Consider the following 18383-nt stretch of genomic DNA (forward strand, 5'->3'; position numbering starts at 1 on the left):
GAGATACTATGATAGAATTGATATGTAATGATACTTTATATACATATGATGCATATCATCTTCTGAAGACGTTTTATCCGGACAAGGAAATCAAACAAAAGGTGGACATGGAACAAGAGTCACAGATTATAGTAAAAACATGTGATTCTTGTTTTTCTGTAAGCCTGGCTGGATCGAAGGAGGAAAAAGAGGGAATGGAAAGAGGGGAGCGCAAGCACCAGGTCATCCATTCCTTCTATGAAATGTTGTCTAAAAGGACAGGAGTCCGCCAGCCGTGGGGAAGTTTGACCGGAGTACGTCCCACAAAGATGTTTATGCAGAAGCTGGAAGAAGGAGTGCCGGAGGAGGAAATCCTTCGCTGGATCGAAAGAGAGCATTTTGTGACGGAGAAAAAGGCAGAACTTGGGCTAGCCATCGCAAAGCGGGAGAAGGAACTTTTGTCCCGTCTGGACTATCAGAATGGTTATAGCCTGTATGTAGGGATTCCATTTTGTCCCACTACATGTGCATACTGTTCTTTTACGTCCTATCCGATTTCTCAATGGGAAGGAAGAACAGACAACTATGTGGATGCGCTTTTGAAAGAACTTTCCTATATCGGACAAATTTCAAAAGAAAAAAAGCTCAACACGGTTTATTTCGGCGGAGGAACGCCGACATCCCTGACAGCTCCGCAGCTGGACAGGATTCTGACCCATATGGAGAATACGTTTTCCTATGAACATCTCCTGGAATTTACAGTGGAAGCAGGAAGACCGGACAGTATTACAAAAGAAAAGCTTGTGGTGCTGAAAAATCACGGCATCGATCGGATCTCCGTCAATCCGCAGACAATGCAGCAGAAAACGCTGGATCGTGTTGGGAGAAGACATACAGTGGAAGATGTGATCGAGACGTTCTCTCTTGCAAGAGAACTTGGATTTACGAACATCAATATGGATCTTATCGCAGGGCTTCCGGGGGAGACACCGCAGGATATGGAAGATACGCTGCGGCAGATCAGAGCGCTTCGCCCGGACAGCCTGACGGTTCATGCACTTGCGGTAAAACGGGCATCCAGACTGCGGCAGGAACAAAGAAGCGGGGAAGGGTTTCATGGGCATGAACTTTCCGCACCGGAACTGACGGCTATGATCGAAGCGGCGTACCAGTGCGCACAGGAAATCGGACTTGTACCGTATTATCTGTACCGTCAGAAAAATATGGCCGGAAATTTTGAAAATGTCGGTTATGCAAAGGTTGACAAAGCAGGAATATACAATATACTGATTATGGAAGAAAAACAGTCTATTATTGCGGCGGGGGCAGGAGCTTCCACCAAAGTGGTCCTCCCTCATGAAGTCGTGATGCCGGGCAGCAGAAGCGGGAAAAAGACAAAACTCATACGAATTGAAAATGTCAAGAATGTAGATGAATACATTGCCCGGATAGATGAAATGATAGAACGAAAAGGAGAATGGTTATGGCATTAAAGAAAAAACCGGTTACCGGAATGAAAGACATGCTTCCAAGGGAGATGGAAATCCGTGATTACGTAATTCAGATGATCAAAGACACATATCGCACATTCGGATTCTCCTCGATGGAGACGCCTTGTGTGGAACATATAGAGAATCTTCTGAGCAAACAGGGAGGGGAGAATGAGCAGCTCATCTTCAAGATCCTGAAAAGAGGAGCCAAACTCAATCTGGAGACAGCATCCTGCGAGGCAGATCTCGTAGATGGAGGTCTCAGATATGATCTGACACTTCCATTGTCCAGATATTATGCGAACCATGCCAACGAACTTCCTTCTCCGTTTAAAGCACTTCAGATCGGAAATGTGTGGAGAGCGGATCGCCCGCAGAGAGGACGTTTCCGTCAGTTCATGCAGTGCGATATCGATATCCTTGGAGAAGCTTCCAACCTGGCAGAGATCGAACTGATTCTTGCTACAAGTACTTTGCTCGGGAAACTGGATTTTAAAAACTTTACGATCCGTATCAACGACAGAAGGATCCTGAAAGCCATGGCAGCGTACAGTGGTTTCCCGGAAGACAGCTACGATGAAGTCTTTATTATCCTGGACAAGATGGACAAGATCGGTCTGGAAGGTGTGGAGACAGAGTTGAAAGAGGCAGGATATGGTCAGGAGAAGGTGGATAAATATCTGGAGCTTTTCAAAGAAGTGACAAACGATCTTGCAGGGATCAGGTATTTGAAAGAAAAACTCGGAAGTTTTCTTGACCAGGAAGTGGCGGATGGACTTTCCATGATCATTTCAAGTGTGGAGGAGACAAAAGAGGCTGAGTTTAAGATGAGTTTCGATCCGACTCTTGTGAGGGGAATGTCTTACTATACCGGCACTATATTCGAGATTTCCATGGATGAATTCGGAGGATCTGTAGGAGGCGGCGGACGTTACGACAAGATGATCGGAAAATTTACCGGACAGGAAACGCCGGCATGTGGCTTTTCTATCGGATTTGAACGTATTGTCATGCTCCTTTTGGAGAGCGGTTATCAGGTGCCGACGCAGAAAGAAAAGAAAGCATTTTTGATTGAAAAAGGAATGCCGGAACAAGGTATCGTGAAAATCCTGGCCTTGGCAAAGGAAGAACGGGAACAGGGCAAGCAGGTCATGATCGCCAACATGAAGAAAAACAAGAAATTCCAGAAAGAGCAGCTTGCACAGGAAGGTTACACGGATGTGAAAGAATGTTTTGTGCGGGAATTTTTACCGGAAGAATAAAAGAAAAACAAAAGCATGGAGGAAAATAAAATGGCAGAATCAATGAAAGGTTTAAAAAGAAGCCATCGTTGTGCGGAACTTGGGAAAAGCAATATCGGCGAGACAGTGACCGTCATGGGATGGGTCCAGAAAAACAGAAACAAAGGCGGAATTGTTTTCGTGGATCTGAGAGACCGTTCCGGAATTTTACAGCTTATTTTTGAAAACGGAAGTATTGATGAACAAGGATTTGAGAAAGCCGGAAGACTCAGAAGCGAGTATGTGATCGCTGCGGTAGGGACGGTCGAGGCACGTTCCGGTGCGGTCAATGAAAACCTGGCTACAGGAGAAATCGAAGTCCGTGTCCGGGAGCTCCGGGTATTATCTGAATCCGAGACGCCTCCGTTCCCGATCGAGGAAGACAGCAAGACAAAAGAAGAGCTGCGTTTGAAATACCGTTTTCTTGATCTGAGAAGACCGGATATGCAGAGAAATCTTCTGATGAGAAGCCAGATTGCCACACTGACGAGACAGTTTTTGTCTGAAGAAGGATTTCTGGAAATCGAGACACCGACACTTGTGAAGAGCACGCCAGAAGGGGCAAGAGACTATCTTGTGCCAAGCCGGGTACACCCAGGCAGTTTTTACGCACTTCCGCAGTCTCCTCAGACGCTGAAACAGCTTTTGATGTGTTCCGGATGCGACCGCTATTTCCAGCTTGCGAGATGTTATAGAGACGAGGATTTGAGGGCAGACCGCCAGCCGGAGTTTACTCAGATTGACATGGAACTTTCTTTTGTGGATGTGGACGATGTTCTGGATGTAAATGAACGTCTCCTTGCAAAACTCTTTAAAGAAGTGCTGAATATCGAAATACAGCTTCCGATCCAGAGAATGACATGGCAGGAAGCGATGGATCGTTACGGCTCAGACAAACCGGACACACGGTTTGGAATGGAGCTTACTGATGTGAGTGAAGTTGTAAAAGAATGCGGATTTGCGGTGTTTAAAGGTGCTCTGGATCAGGGCGGAAGCGTAAGAGGAATCAACGCCAAAGGACAAGGAGCGATGCCGCGTAAAAAGATCGACAAGCTTGTGGATTTTGCGAAAGGATTCGGCGCAAAAGGGCTTGCTTATGCAGCAATCCAGGAAGACGGAAGCATCAAGTCTTCTTTTGCGAAATTCATGAAAGAAGAAGAGATGGAAGCACTTGTAAAAGCTATGGACGGACAGCCGGGCGACCTTCTTCTTTTTGCGGCAGACAAAAACAAAGTTGTCTGGGATGTGCTTGGAAATCTCCGGCTCGAAATCGCAAGACAGCTGGATCTTCTCGATAAAGGCGACTATAAGTTCCTCTGGGTAACAGAATTCCCGCTTCTTGAATGGAATGAAGATGAAAATCGTTTCGTCGCAATGCATCACCCGTTTACGATGCCGATGGAAGAAGATCTTCAGTATTTGGATACAGATCCAGGACGAGTGCGCGCGAAAGCATATGATATTGTGCTGAACGGAACCGAAATCGGCGGAGGAAGTGTGCGAATCCATCAGAATGACATTCAGACAAAGATGTTTGAAGTGATCGGATTTACAAAAGAAGAAGCACAAGAACAGTTTGGTTTCCTCTTGGATGCATTCAAATATGGAGTTCCGCCACACGCAGGACTTGCATACGGATTGGACAGACTTGTCATGCTCATGGCAAAAGAAGACAGTATCCGTGATGTCATTGCATTCCCGAAAGTAAAAGATGCTTCTGATATGATGCTGGAGGCGCCGTCAGAAGTGGCGACAAAACAGCTGGAAGAGCTTGGAATCGCAGTGATACCGGCGGAAGAGACAGAAGAATAAGATATAAAGCGTGCGGCTTCTTCCATTATTGAACAGTGGGAGAAGCTGCCTTCTTATCAGAAAAAAATAAAATAAAAAAATTTAGAAAAAAGTATTGACAGATCAGCAATCATGTAGTAATATATTTTTTGTTCCGAGCGAACAAAAAATGTGCGACAGTGGCTCAGTTGGTAGAGTACGACCTTGCCAAGGTCGGGGTCGCGGGTTCGAGCCCCGTCTGTCGCTTATCTCTCTTTTAATTTGATATAAAATATATAAATGCGACAGTGGCTCAGTTGGTAGAGTACAACCTTGCCAAGGTTGGGGTCGCGGGTTCGAACCCCGTCTGTCGCTTTCAAAAAATCAGTCCATTGCAGGGCTGTTTTTTTGTATTGCAAAAGTTTTGTGATTCGTCCAAAGTATAAGAATTGGCCTTAAAAGATGTGGTATTTGGAGGCGATAAGATGAAAGAGGTATGGACAAAGGAAGGAAAGGACGGAAGCTGTTTTCGCGGGCAGGATCTTTCGTGGGCTCAGGGAGAAGGGAGCTCGTTTGATGGAGCGGATTTTCAGGACAGTTGTCTGCGAAATACAAGATTTCGGGAATGTACGTTCCGAAATGCAGATTTCCGAAATGCCGATTTGTCTGGTGCAGATTTCCGAGGATGTGATCTGAGCGGGGCTGATCTTCGGGGGACGGATATCCGTCTTTCAGTTTTGGAAGGGGCGGTGCTTTCAGGGATCAAGACAGATGAGAAAACAGAAGGATGGGAGATGTGCTGTCCTAAGACCGGAGCCTTTGTAGCATACAAAAAATGTGTCTACGACAGGATCGTGCAGCTTTTGGTTCCGGCAGATGCGAAGAGAAGTTCTGCCACAGGTCGAACATGCAGATGTGACAAGGCAAAAGTACTCACGATCAGAAGTATAGACTGCCAAAAAGAATACGAGGAAGCATGGTCTCTTGTAGACGAAAATTTTGTGTACAGGAAAGGAATGTGGGTGTACGCAGACTCTTTTACAGAAGACCGTTTTCGGGATTCTACACATGGAATCCATTTCTGGATGACACGGGAAGAAGCAATAACGTATTAAATTGCTTTACGCTTCTTCCTGTTTATGCTATAATGCAGGAGAAAATGAAAGAGCAGAGTAGAGATATGTGCGTTAAGTGCCAGCCGGACGGGGAGTTGCCGATGGACGAAAAGGGAATTCTTGCGGTACATATTTCGCATCCCGCTGCTGCACATAGACAGATAGCGTTTCGAGATACTATACCTGCTGTGCGTGGCAAAAGGACTACTGCAAAGGAGGTATATTTTTATGGAAAAAAGAATGAAACCCAAAAACATATTCCGGGAATCTCTGGAAGAGCTTCGGGACAGCCGTACACTTTCGGTTATCGCTATGCTTCTTGCCATGGCAGTCGTGCTGATGATCTTTGGAACGATACAGGTAACCGATTACTTGAAGATCGGTTTTTCCTTCCTTCCAAATGAACTTGCAGCCATGATGTTCGGACCTTCCGTGGGAGGGATTGTGGCAGGCCTTGCAGATATCCTGAAATATCTCGCAAAGCCGACGGGAGCCTTTTTCCCGGGATTTACAGTAAGTGCTTTGCTTGGAGGAGTGATCTATGGATTGTTTCTCTACAAAAAGCCTTTTTCCATTCCGCGGATGATCGCAGCCAAAGTGACGGTAGCCGTGTTGATCAACAGTCTCCTGAATACATGGTGGTTGATGGTTATGTACGGGAATTCATTTTTCGCCTTGCTGCCGGCCAGATTTTTGAAGCAGATCATTATGGTGCCGATAGAGACGTTATTGTTTTATCTTGTTGTCAAGACGTTATCCAAAGCAAATATATTTGCTTTGGTAAGATCAAAAAGATAGAAAGCAGAGAAAGGAAGGAAAAGCCAGATGAGTTATGCTGATCAGGTGTTTATCAACATGTGCCGGGATATCATTGACAACGGCACGAGTACAGAAGGAGAAAAGGTGCGTCCGAAATGGGAAGACGGGACACCGGCCTACACGATCAAAAAATTTGCCGTTGTGAACCGCTATGATCTTTCCAAAGAGTTCCCGGCCCTGACACTTCGAAAGACAGGGATTAAAAGCTGCACGGATGAGCTGCTCTGGATATGGCAGAGAAAATCCAATAATATCCATGATCTCAAGCCGCATATCTGGGACAGCTGGGCGGATGAGGACGGATATATCGGAAAAGCGTACGGATACCAGATGCAGGTAAAACATCAGTACAGGGAAGGGATGATGGATCAGGTCGATCGGGTCATCTATGATCTCAAACACAACCCGTACAGCCGCAGGATTCTGACAAATATTTATGTACATCAGGATCTGCATGAGATGAATCTGTATCCGTGTGCCTACAGTATGACATTCAATGTGACGAAAAAGCCGGACAGTGAGAAACTGGTTCTCAACGGAATTCTCAATCAGCGTTCCCAGGACGTCCTTGCGGCAAATAACTGGAATGTGTGCCAGTATTCAGTTTTGATGCATATGTTGGCTCAGGTATGTGATATGCAGGTGGGAGAGTTTGTCCATGTGATCGCGGATGCCCATATCTATGACCGGCATATCCCTCTTGTGGAGGAGCTGATCGGCAGAGAGACATATGAAGCGCCAAAATTCTGGCTGAATCCGGAGGTCAAAGACTTCTATGAGTTTACCACAGATGATGTAAAACTGATCGACTATGTGACAGGACCGCAGGTCAAGGATATCCCGATCGCGGTATAAGGAGGAAGAAGATGAATCTGATCGTTGCTGTAGATAAAAACTGGGCAATCGGAAATAAGAATAACTTGCTTGTAAGTATTCCGGCTGATATGAAGTTTTTCCGGGAAACGACGACAGGTAAGGTTGTTGTTATGGGAAGAAAGACGCTTGAGAGTTTCCCGGGGGGACAGCCTCTGAAAAAGCGGACAAATATCGTCCTTACGAAAGACAGGGGATATAAAGTAAAGGATGCCATCGTCGTACACGATGTGGAAAGTCTCTTAAAAGAGCTTCAGAATTATCCGGATGAAAGTATCTATGTGATCGGTGGAGAGAGCATTTACCGTCAGATGCTTCCGTACTGCACGGATGCATATGTGACAAAGATAGACCATGCCTATGAGGCAGATACGTTTTTCCCAAATCTGGATGAAGATGTGGAATGGACGCTGGAAGGAGAGACAGAAGAACAGACATATTTCGATTTGGAATATGTCTTTACGAAATATAGACGGACAAAATAAAAATCAGCTTGACAATTGACAGGCAGAAAACGTATAATGGCTGTAAACACTTTAGCAAAACAGAGAAATGCAGTGACAGGGAGCAGTATGAAAGTACTGGCAGAGCACAGAAAGATTCTGGATGTGGGTGGCAGCACAGATTTATATTCGCCCTAAGCGTTTGCTTAGGGCGTTTTTATATCATTCGAGCAGCAAGAAGAGAGCGATTTCTTCGTCTGCTGAAGAAAAAAGAAGAAAAGGAGGAAGAAGCATGAGGAAAATAACGGGGAATAAACTTTTGGTAAAAGCGCTGAAGGAAGAAGGTGTGGATACACTTTTTGGTTATCCTGGGGCATGCACCATCGATATCAGCGATGAATTGTATAAACAAGGAGACATTCGAATTATCCTTCCGCGCCATGAGCAGGCACTTGTACATGAGGCGGATGCCTACGCAAGATCGACAGGAAAGGTAGGAGTGTGTCTCGTGACAAGCGGACCTGGGGCGACAAATCTTGTTACCGGGCTTGCCACAGCCAATTATGACAGCGTACCGCTCGTGTGCTTTACAGGACAGGTGGCGCGCCATCTGATCGGAAACGACGCATTTCAGGAAGTGGATATTGTCGGTATCACGAGAAGTATCACGAAGTATGGAGTGACCGTCCACAACAGAGAAGAGCTTGGAAGGATCATAAAAGAAGCGTTTTATATCGCAAGAAGCGGAAAACCGGGACCGGTTCTTGTGGACCTTCCGAAAGATGTGATGGCAGAACTTGGTTCTCCGGAATATCCTCAGGAAGTCAATATCAGAGGTTATAAACCAAATAAAACAGTCCATATCGGACAGTTAAAAAGGGCAGTCAAACTGCTGGCTCATGCAAAAAAGCCACTTTTCCTTGCCGGAGGCGGAGTCATTATCGCCGGGGCTAACGAGGTGTTTACCAAATTGGTAGAGAAAACAAAAGTTCCGGTAATCACGACGGTTATGGGAAGAGGGGCAATCCCGACAGATCATCCGTATTACGTGGCCAATCTTGGAATGCACGGTGCATATGCAGCCAATATGGCAGTGGAAGAGTGTGATGTACTGTTTTCCATAGGGACACGTTTTAATGACAGGATTACCGGAAAACTGCACGCTTTTGCTCCAAATGCCAAGATCGTACACATCGATATCGACACTGCGTCCATTTCCAGAAATATCCATGTAGACATCCCGATTGTTGCTGACGCAAAAGAGGCGATTGAGAAGATGCTGGAATACGCAGAGGCAAACGAGACAGAGGAATGGATGCAGCAAATTGAAGGATGGAAGAAAGAACATCCGCTTCAGATGAAGAAAAAAGGCGGCACGATGCAGCCGCAGGATATTATCGAGTGTATCAATCACTGCTTTGATGAAGCGATCATTGTGACAGACGTAGGACAGCATCAGATGTTTACGGCTCAGTATGCACAGATCACAGAGAAGAAGAGACTTCTGATGTCCGGAGGACTTGGAACGATGGGTTACGGATTTCCGGGCGGTATCGGGGCGAAACTTGGCAATCCTGACAAACCGGTCATCGTGATATCAGGGGACGGCGGCATGCAGATGAATATCCAGGAGTTTGCAACGGCGGTGCTTGAGGAACTTCCGATCATTGTCTGTGTTCTCAACAATACATATCTGGGAATGGTAAGACAGTGGCAGAAGCTGTTTTACGGAAAACGTTATTCGATGACGAATCTGCTTGCAGGAGCTGCTCTTCGCAGAGGGGACGAAAAGCTTCCGGAATACACGCCGGATTTTGTCAAACTTGCCGAAAGTTACGGGGCGAAAGGTATCCGGGTAACACAGAAAGAAGATATCGAAGCTGCATTTTCCCGGGCAAAGAAGGAAACAAAAGTACCGACTCTGATCGAATTTATCATCGATCCGGAAGAGCTGGTTTATCCGATGATCAAACCGGGAGGCACACTCCAGGAAATGCTGATGGACTGTTAGGAGGAAGGAAATATGAACAGAATGCTGAAAAAAAGATGGATTTCTTTGTATGTGGAAAACCAGATCGGTGTTTTGTCCAAAATATCAGGACTGTTTTCCGGGAAATGCTATAACCTGGAGAGTCTTACGGTAGGAAGGACGGAAGATCCGACAGTTTCCCGTATGACCATAGAGACAAAAAGTGATGAAGAGACATTTGAACAGATCAAAAAGCAGCTGAACCGCATGGTGGAAGTCATTAAAGTGGTGGATTTTACGGATCTGTCTGTATGTATGCATGAGATCCTTTATGTGAAAGTGAAAAAGTGCGGACTCAAAGAGAAGACAGAGCTGTTCCAGATCGCTGAGACATTCAATGCGGAAGTGGTGGATTATGGAAAGGACAGCATGCTTCTGGAATTTGTACAGACAGCCACAAAAAATGACGCGGTCATCAAGCTGATGCAGGAAGAATTCCATTCTATTGAAGTAGTGAGGGGCGGAAGCGTCGGCATCGAGGCAATCAGTATGGCAGAGCGGTAAAATGTATCTGCAAAAAAACAGAGCGCACTCTTGAATTTTTGTAAAAACAGTTTTATACTAGAAAAATAGAAAAGTGAAGAGAATGGAGTGGTTGAAACATGGAAAAGAAAAATATCGACTGGTCAAATCTGGGATTTGGGTATATTGAGACAGATAAAAGATATGTCGCTAACTATAAAGATGGAAAGTGGGATGACGGAGAGCTCATATCAGACGCCAATATTGTCTTAAATGAATGTGCCGGGGTACTTCAGTATGCACAGACCGTATTTGAAGGGCTGAAGGCATATACGACAGAAGACGGACGTATTGTGACATTCCGACCAGATCTGAATGCACAGCGAATGGAGGATTCTGCAAAGCGGCTTGAAATGCCGGTATTTCCGAAGGAACGGTTCGTAGATGCAGTTACAAAGACAGTAAAAGCAAATGCAGCCTGGGTACCTCCGTATGGTTCCGGAGCAACCCTGTATATCCGCCCGTACATGTTTGGTTCTGACTCAGTTATCGGGGTCAGTCCGGCAAATGAGTATCAGTTCCGTGTCTTCACAACACCGGTAGGACCATATTTTAAAGGAGGGGCCAAGCCGATAACAATCAAGATTTCTGATTTTGACCGTGCAGCGCCGCACGGTACAGGACATATCAAGGCAGGCCTGAACTATGCCATGAGTCTTCACGCGATCGTGAGAGCACACGAAGAAGGGTATGCGGAAAATATGTATCTGGATGCAGCCACAAGGACGAAAGTAGAGGAGACCGGAGGAGCAAACTTCATTTTCATCACAAAAGATAAAAAGGTAGTTACCCCGAAATCCTCATCCATTCTTCCGTCTATCACAAGGCGTTCTCTGCTGTATGTTGCAAAAGAATATCTTGGACTTGAGACAGAAGAAAGAGAAGTGCATCTGGATGAAGTGAAAGATTTTGCAGAATGCGGTTTGTGCGGCACAGCGGCAGTTGTATCTCCGGTAGGAAAGATCGTAGATCACGGAAAAGAGATCTGTTTTGCATCCGGTATGGAGGAGATGGGGCCTGTCACAAAACAACTTTACGACACACTGACGGGCATTCAGATGGGAAGGATCGAAGCACCGGAAGGTTGGATCCATGTAATTGAATAGGTCAAAATACCGGAAGGAAGGGACTTTTTGAAGTCCCTTCTTTTAAAATCTGAAAAATCATGCTATAATAAGCCGGATATTCGGATGCAGATGAGCATCTGAAAGGCCAGACGGCAGGAGGAAAGAAAAGATGGATGCATATACAGGGTTTGCGGAAGTATATGATACGTTTATGGACAATATTCCGTACGAGGAATGGGCAGACTATATCATCGGAATCTTAAGAGAATACGGCATCAGAGACGGTCTTGTCCTGGACCTTGGATGTGGAACTGGTACGATGACGGAATTGTTGTCAGAAAGCGGTTATGATATGATCGGGGTAGACTATTCGGAGGAAATGCTGGAAATCGCGATGAAGAAAAAAGAGGACTCCGGAAATGATATTCTGTATCTGCTTCAGGATATGAGAGAGTTTGAACTCTACGGCACTGTGAGGGCAGTTGTCAGTGTGTGTGATTCTGTCAACTATATCACGTCGCCTGAGGAACTCACGGAAGTGTTCCGTCTTGTCAACAATTATCTGGATCCGGAAGGGCTTTTTCTGTTCGACTTCAATACCGTCCACAAATACAAGGACATTATGGGAGACACTACCATCGCGGAGAACAGGGAAGAATGCAGCTTTATCTGGGAAAACTATTATTATGAAAAGGAAAAGATCAACGAGTATGACCTGGCTGTCTTCGTGAAGGAAGGGGAATTGTATCGGAAGTTTGAGGAGACTCATTACCAGAGAGGGTATACGATAGAGGAGATGAAAGACATCGTGGAGGCTTCCGGCCTGCGTTTTCTTGCATCCTACGAGGCATTCTCAAAAGAAGCGCCGGACGAGTCAAGCGAGAGGGTCTACGTGATCGCGCAGGAATGCCAAAAAAAGAGAAAATAGAACGAAAAGAGGAAGAATAATGAAGGATTATCTTGTAAGAGCGACTGCAGCAGGCAGTCAGATTCGAGCGTTTGCCGTGACGTCACGCGAGATGGTGGAGACGGCAAGGAGACATCACAATACGAGTCCAGTGGCAACGGCTGCGCTTGGCCGGCTTCTCACGGCGGGCGCCATGATGGGAAGTATGATGAAAAATGATACGGATGTGCTCACTGTCCAGATCAAAGGAAGCGGACCGATTCAGGGACTTACGGTAACAGCGGACAGCCATGCCAATGTCAAGGGGTATGTGGAAAACCCGGATGTCATGCTGCCGCCGAAAAACGGAAAACTGGATGTAGGGGGAGCGCTTGGCATTGGCCTTATGAATGTGATCAAAGATATGGGGCTCAAAGAACCATACGTAGGACAGACGATTTTGCAGACAGGGGAGATCGGAGATGATCTTACGTATTATTTTGCCAACTCTGAGCAGGTCCCGTCTTCCGTGGGGCTTGGCGTGCTCATGGAGAAAGATAATACGGTAAAATGTGCCGGCGGATTCATCGTGCAGGTCATGCCGTTTATCGAGGAAAAAGTACTGGAGCAGCTGGAGGAAAATATCAAAAATATCCATTCTGTCACAGCGATGCTGGAAAAAGGATATACACCAGAGCAGCTTCTTTCTGAAGTGTTAAAAGGGATGGAAGTGGAGATCACGGACACGATGCCGACAAAATTTTATTGTGACTGCTCCAAAGAAAAGGTTGCAAAAGCGATCATCAGTATCGGGAAGAAAGACATCGAGGAGATGATCAGCGAAGGCAAAGATATTGAAGTGAAGTGCCATTTCTGCAACACAGCTTACACATACAGTGTCGAGGAATTAAAGGAAATCTTGCAATACGCAAAAAGAAAATAGAAGTTCTGCGGGAAAGAAAAGAGGAGAAGCATGAGACAGGGATTTATCAAGACAGCGGCAGTCACGCCTGATATCCGTGTGGCTGATGTAGCGTATAATACGGAAGAAATCATAAAAAAGATGAAAGAGGCGGCCGGTCTGGGAGCGAAGATCATTGTATTTCCGGAACTTTGTATTACCGGATATACATGTGGGGATTTGTTTACCCAGGATGTGCTTTTGAAGGAGGCAAAGAAAGGGCTTGGGAAGATTATTGCAGCGTCCCAAGATGTGGATGCCCTGGTTTTCATTGGATGTCCGGTAGAGGCGGACGGGGAGCTTTTCAATACGGCAGCTGCTGTCTGCAAAGGAAAACTCCTTGGACTTACGACAAAGACCTTTCTTCCGAATTACGGAGAATTTTACGAGATGAGGCAATTTTGTCCGGGACCGGATACGGTACGGAATATCCGTTTTCTTGGGGAGACGATTCCGTTTGGCCCAAAGATTCTTTTTGAATCAGAAGAGGTAGAAGGGCTTATTGTGGCGGCGGAGATCTGCGAGGATGTCTGGTCGCCGATCCCTCCAAGTATACAGGAAGCGATGGAGGGGGCAGTGATCATCGTCAACTGTTCTGCCAGCGATGAAACCATCGGAAAAGATCGTTACCGGGAAGAACTGATCAAAGGTCAGTCCGCCAGGCTGATCGCCGGTTATGTATACGCAAATGCCGGAGAGGGAGAATCCACTACGGATGTGGTGTTCGGAGGACACAATATCATAGCGGAAAACGGAACGATCCTTGCAGCCTCACAAAGATTCCGAAATGAGATCATATACAGTGAGATCGATATTCAAAGACTGCTTTCCGAGAGAAGAAAAAATACGACGTTTAAGGCAAACGGGAAAAAAGAACTCACAAAGGTAACATTTTCCGTAGGACAGGAAGAGACGGTGCTTTCCAGAACATTTTCGCCTCTCCCTTTTGTTCCTCAGGCGACAAAGGAGCGGGAGAGAAGATGCGAGGAAATCCTCACGATCCAGGCAATGGGACTGAAAAAGAGGCTTCTTCATACCCGCGCTCAAAGTGCGGTAGTCGGAATATCTGGCGGCTTGGATTCCACTTTGGCTTTACTCGTGACGGCGAAAGCGTTTGACATGCTTTCCATTCCGCGGGAACAGATCAAAGCCGTCACGATGCCTTGCTTTGGAACGACAGACCGGACATATCAGAATGCCTGTCTGATGTCCAAAAAGCTTGGGGCGACACTGTTGGAGGTGCCGATCAGAGAAGCGGTCACGATCCACTTCAGGGACATCGGACATGATATGGATGATCACAGCGTGACATATGAAAACGGACAGGCGAGAGAGCGTACACAAGTGCTGATGGATATTGCCAACAAAGATGGGGGGCTGGTCATTGGTACCGGAGACATGTCGGAGCTGGCCCTTGGGTGGGCTACTTACAACGGAGATCATATGTCCATGTACGGGGTCAATGCATCTGTGCCGAAGACCTTGGTACGCCATCTCGTAAAGTATTACGCGGACACGTGCGGGGATAACGAGCTGCAGGCAGTCCTGGAGGATGTTCTGGATACGCCGGTAAGCCCTGAACTTCTTCCTCCAGAGGACGGACAGATTGCGCAGAAGACAGAAGATTTGGTAGGACCGTATGAACTTCACGACTTTTTCCTCTACTATGTACTTCGTTTTGGTTACGAGCCGTCCAAAATTTATCGGATCGCGAAGATTGCCTTTGACGGGATGTACGAAGAAAAGACTATTCTGAAATGGCTTAAGAAATTTTACTGGAGATTTTTCTCCCAACAGTTCAAGAGATCCTGTCTGCCGGACGGACCGAAAGTAGGGACCGTGGCGCTCTCGCCGAGGGGAGATTGGAGAATGCCAAGCGATGCATGCGCAGATGTGTGGATCCGGGATTTGGAAGATATAGAACCTTAAAAACTGCAAAAAGAAACAGCAGACTGAGCCGAAATGGTTCGGTCTGCTGTTTCCGTAAAGACTAAAGACTTATATTTTTGAAGAGATCTCCCAGTTTTGTGCCGATTTCTTCGGATTTTGGAAGCGGCACATCGATTTCCGGTTCCTTTTCTTCTTCTGCCTCGATCAGCGCTTTTATGCTGAGGCTTAACTTTCCATCTTTGATCCCGATGACTTTGACTTTGACGGTATCTCCTTTTTTCAGGACATCGGCAGGTGTCTTGATTCGCTTTTCGCACACCTGTGATACATGGACGAGACCGGAAAGACCGTCTGCAAATCGGATGAAAGCACCGTAGGATTGGATGCTTTGCACTTCGCCTTCCATGATATCTCCCACATGGATCTTGGAAATTTTTTCAGCTTTTTCCTGTGCTTCCTCTTCTTTTAAGATTTCACGGGCAGACAGTACGAGACGATTTTCAGATTCATCAGCGTCGATCACTCTGACGCGCACATCTTTTAAAAGGTAATCTTCCAGATTTTCGATATAGGTAAGAGACAGACGGGATGCAGGGATGAATCCTCGAAGCCCTTCAACCTTAACGATCACGCCGCCGTTTACGATTCCTTCTACTTTGAGGGTAAGGGTGGTCTTTTCATCCATATATCTCTGTACAATATTCCATGGGTTTGCAATATCGAACTGATCTTCATAATCTTTCATGGATTCCTGTACCGGCTCGTTGGATGCCGGAGCTTTTTCTAACTGTTGTTCGCTCATTTTTGTATACACCTCTTTATTCATATTTTGATAATTGCTTAACTATCAGTATAGCATAGAATGCAGACAAGAAAAAGAAAAAAACAGTTGGCTTAAAAGAAAAAAAATGCTACTCTAATGGTAGACAGATTCGAAAGGATAATAGACAGGTATGACTTTAAACGAAAAAGAACGAAAAATCTATATTGTCGGCCATAAAAATCCGGATACGGATTCTATCTGTTCGGCGATCGCGTACGCAAATCTGAAAAAAATGATAACCGGAAAAAACTATGTAGCAAAGCGGGCCGGTGAAATTTCAGAAGAGACGCGCTATGTCCTCGATACATTCGGGGTTCCGGAACCGGCACTTCTGAACAATGTTTTTCAGCAGCTGAAAGATGTAGACATAGGAAAGGTAGAAGGAGTGCCTAGCAGTGCTTCCCTCCGGGAGGTATGGAGCAGGATGAAAGAACATAATATCAAGACGCTCCCGGTATTGAATGATCATAAACTGGAAGGGATCATCACGATCGGAGATATTGCCAATTCCTACATGGAGCAGCATGACAGCCATCTGCTCTCTGTGGCGAGGACACAGTACAGAAGTATTGCTCAGACGCTGGATGGAACGACCGTGATAGGAAATGAGCATGCTTACTTCATCAAAGGAAAGGTCGTTATTGCAGCATCCAGCCCGGATATGATGGAAAACTTCATTGAAGAAGATGACCTTGTTATCGTAGGAAACCGGTATGAGTCACAGCTTTGTGCCATCGAGATGAATGCCAGCTGTCTTGTCATCTGCCAGGGCGTGGAAGTGTCAAGGACGATACGGAAACTGGCAGCAGAGCGGGATGTGGTAATCATCAGCACCCCTCATGACACCTTTACGACAGCCAGACTGATCAACCAGAGTATTCCGGTCAAGTGTTTCATGACAAAGGAACATCTCACGACATTCCATATGAATGATTATCTGGAAGAGATCAAAGAAGTCATGACGAAAAAGCGATACCGTGATTTCCCGGTTGTTGACAAAAAGGGAAGGTTTGTGGGATTTATCTCCAGAAGGAGACTTTTGAAACCAAAAAGAAAACAGGTCATTCTTGTGGATCACAATGAGAAGACACAGGCAGTGGATGGGATTGAGGAAGCGGAGATCCTGGAGATCATAGATCACCACAGACTGGGAAGCATGGAGACGATGGGACCGGTCTACTTCCGCAATCAGCCGCTTGGATGCACGGCCACGATCATTTACCAGATGTATCAGGAAAATCAGATTATACCGGATAAGATCACTGCGGGACTGCTCTGCTCTGCCATCATCTCAGATACACTTTTATTCCGATCTCCTACCTGTACGCCAATCGACGAGGCAGCGGCGAGAGAACTGGCGCAAATTGCAGAGATCCAACTGGAAGAACATGCAAGAGAAATGTTCAAGGCGGGCAGCAATCTTGGGAACAAGTCAGCTCAGGAGATCTGTTTCCAGGATTTCAAGGAATTCAGTGTCAATGAACTGTCATTTGGCGTAGGACAGATCAATTCCATGAGTGAGGAAGAATTAAGGGAGATCAAAGCAAAGATTATGCCGCACCTGGATGAAATCTTAAAAGAAAGCAGTCTGGACATGGTTTACTTCATGCTGACAGATATCATGAAACAGTCCACAGAGCTTTTATGCTGCGGCAATAACGCCAAAGCATACATTATGGATGCATTTGAGCTCCCGGAAGACACAGACGTGATCAATCTTCCTGGTGTGGTGTCCAGAAAGAAACAGCTCATCCCGACTATCGTGAGCGAGATTCAGCAGTAGATAAGGAGAAAGGCGTATGACAGAGAAAGAGATATTTCGACCAGGCAATATGCTCTATCCACTTCCGGCAGTCATGGTAAGCTGTGCAGACAAAGACGGAAAGGACAATATCTTAACTGTTGCATGGACAGGAACAGTCTGCTCGGATCCGGCCATGCTTTACATTTCCGTGAGGCCAAACCGCTTTTCCCACCACATGATCGAGGAGACGGGGGAGTTTGTAGTCAATCTTACGACGGAGAAACTTGCGCGGGCGACAGATTTCTGCGGCGTCCGATCTGGAAAGGATATGGACAAATGGAAAGAGACAGGGCTGACGCGGGGAAAAGCAGTTTCCCTGGAGTATGCGCCTATCATATCAGAAAGTCCGGTCAGCATTGAGTGTAAAGTGACAGAGATAAAAAGACTTGGCACACATGATATGTTTTTGGCACGCGTGACGGCAGTTCAGGTCAGCAAATCTTACATGGATGAGAAAGGAAAGTTTAATCTGAATCACACAGGACTTCTGGCATATTCCCACGGAGAGTATCTGGGACTTGGAAAAGAAATCGGAACATTTGGCTATAGTGTGAAGAAGAAAAACGGAAAAAAGAAAAGACGAAAGAAATAAAAACGGGCAGGGAACATTTTGTTCCCTGTTCTATTCTTTT

At 46.0% G+C, this 18383-nt stretch carries 16 protein-coding genes, 2 tRNA genes and 1 riboswitch; of the genes, 17 read left to right on the forward strand and 1 reads right to left on the reverse strand.

Annotated elements, in window-relative coordinates:
* The first annotated feature begins 8 nt into the window (after positions 1–8).
* The 15 genes from hemZ (at position 9) to ACLROL_RS04315 (ending at position 15163) form a co-directional block, all read left to right on the forward strand.
* Positions 9–1472: a coproporphyrinogen dehydrogenase HemZ gene (gene hemZ / locus ACLROL_RS04245; RefSeq protein WP_087211850.1), complete on the forward strand. Its 1464-nt coding sequence runs from the start codon at positions 9–11 to the stop codon at positions 1470–1472.
* A complete protein-coding gene (gene hisS / locus ACLROL_RS04250; RefSeq protein ID WP_087200221.1) occupies positions 1463–2731 on the forward strand; it encodes a histidine--tRNA ligase in 1269 nt (422 codons plus the stop codon). Before hemZ ends, hisS begins: the two co-directional genes overlap by 10 nt.
* Positions 2732–2761: 30 nt before the next feature.
* Complete coding sequence (gene aspS, locus ACLROL_RS04255; protein WP_087211848.1) at positions 2762–4561, forward strand: aspartate--tRNA ligase; 1800 nt, start codon at positions 2762–2764, stop codon at positions 4559–4561.
* Between the two features lie 152 nt (positions 4562–4713).
* Positions 4714–4786: transfer RNA gene (locus tag ACLROL_RS04260), tRNA-Gly, on the forward strand.
* A gap of 35 nt (positions 4787–4821) precedes the next feature.
* Positions 4822–4894: transfer RNA gene (locus tag ACLROL_RS04265), tRNA-Gly, on the forward strand.
* Positions 4895–5004: 110 nt separating this feature from the next.
* On the forward strand, positions 5005–5634 hold the full coding sequence (locus ACLROL_RS04270; protein WP_087211845.1) for a pentapeptide repeat-containing protein: 630 nt from the start codon (positions 5005–5007) through the stop codon (positions 5632–5634).
* 51 nt (positions 5635–5685) lie between these two features.
* Positions 5686–5783, forward strand: a riboswitch (THF riboswitch).
* 79 nt (positions 5784–5862) lie between these two features.
* Positions 5863–6432 (forward strand): folate family ECF transporter S component, encoded by a 570-nt coding sequence (locus ACLROL_RS04275; RefSeq protein ID WP_246599054.1) that lies wholly within the window; start codon positions 5863–5865, stop codon positions 6430–6432.
* A 27-nt stretch (positions 6433–6459) separates the two neighbouring features.
* Positions 6460–7308, forward strand: coding sequence for a thymidylate synthase (thyA, locus tag ACLROL_RS04280; protein WP_413067389.1), 849 nt, complete (start codon positions 6460–6462; stop codon positions 7306–7308).
* 11 nt (positions 7309–7319) lie between these two features.
* The gene (locus ACLROL_RS04285) at positions 7320–7811 is read left to right on the forward strand and encodes a dihydrofolate reductase (RefSeq protein WP_087211843.1); all 492 of its coding nucleotides are present in this window, start codon (positions 7320–7322) and stop codon (positions 7809–7811) included.
* 250 nt (positions 7812–8061) lie between these two features.
* Complete coding sequence (gene ilvB, locus ACLROL_RS04290) at positions 8062–9780, forward strand: biosynthetic-type acetolactate synthase large subunit (RefSeq protein WP_288723316.1); 1719 nt, start codon at positions 8062–8064, stop codon at positions 9778–9780.
* A 12-nt stretch (positions 9781–9792) separates the two neighbouring features.
* Positions 9793–10302, forward strand: a complete 510-nt coding sequence (gene ilvN, locus ACLROL_RS04295; RefSeq protein ID WP_087211838.1) for an acetolactate synthase small subunit — start codon at positions 9793–9795, stop codon at positions 10300–10302.
* A 98-nt stretch (positions 10303–10400) separates the two neighbouring features.
* On the forward strand, positions 10401–11426 hold the full coding sequence (locus tag ACLROL_RS04300; RefSeq protein ID WP_087211834.1) for a branched-chain amino acid aminotransferase: 1026 nt from the start codon (positions 10401–10403) through the stop codon (positions 11424–11426).
* 130 nt (positions 11427–11556) lie between these two features.
* Positions 11557–12315, forward strand: coding sequence for a class I SAM-dependent DNA methyltransferase (locus ACLROL_RS04305; protein WP_087211831.1), 759 nt, complete (start codon positions 11557–11559; stop codon positions 12313–12315).
* 19 nt (positions 12316–12334) lie between these two features.
* Complete coding sequence (gene hslO / locus ACLROL_RS04310; protein WP_087200241.1) at positions 12335–13216, forward strand: Hsp33 family molecular chaperone HslO; 882 nt, start codon at positions 12335–12337, stop codon at positions 13214–13216.
* 30 nt (positions 13217–13246) lie between these two features.
* Entirely contained in the window at positions 13247–15163 is a 1917-nt protein-coding gene (locus ACLROL_RS04315) for an NAD(+) synthase (RefSeq protein ID WP_413067390.1), read from the forward strand.
* Positions 15164–15224: 61 nt separating this feature from the next.
* Here the strand turns inward: ACLROL_RS04315 and ACLROL_RS04320 are convergent, their stop codons facing one another.
* Positions 15225–15926 carry a S1 RNA-binding domain-containing protein gene (locus tag ACLROL_RS04320; RefSeq protein WP_413067391.1) on the reverse strand — a complete coding sequence of 234 codons (702 nt, stop codon included), beginning with the start codon at positions 15924–15926 and terminating at the stop codon, positions 15225–15227.
* A gap of 151 nt (positions 15927–16077) precedes the next feature.
* Between ACLROL_RS04320 and ACLROL_RS04325 the strand changes: the two genes are divergently transcribed.
* Entirely contained in the window at positions 16078–17730 is a 1653-nt protein-coding gene (locus ACLROL_RS04325; RefSeq protein ID WP_087200247.1) for a putative manganese-dependent inorganic diphosphatase, read from the forward strand.
* Positions 17731–17746: 16 nt separating this feature from the next.
* Positions 17747–18343: a flavin reductase family protein gene (locus tag ACLROL_RS04330; protein ID WP_087200249.1), complete on the forward strand. Its 597-nt coding sequence runs from the start codon at positions 17747–17749 to the stop codon at positions 18341–18343.
* Positions 18344–18383: the final 40 nt, after the last annotated feature.

This window comes from Sellimonas sp. (assembly GCF_047234585.1).
Classification (GTDB): domain Bacteria; phylum Bacillota; class Clostridia; order Lachnospirales; family Lachnospiraceae; genus Sellimonas; species Sellimonas caecigallum.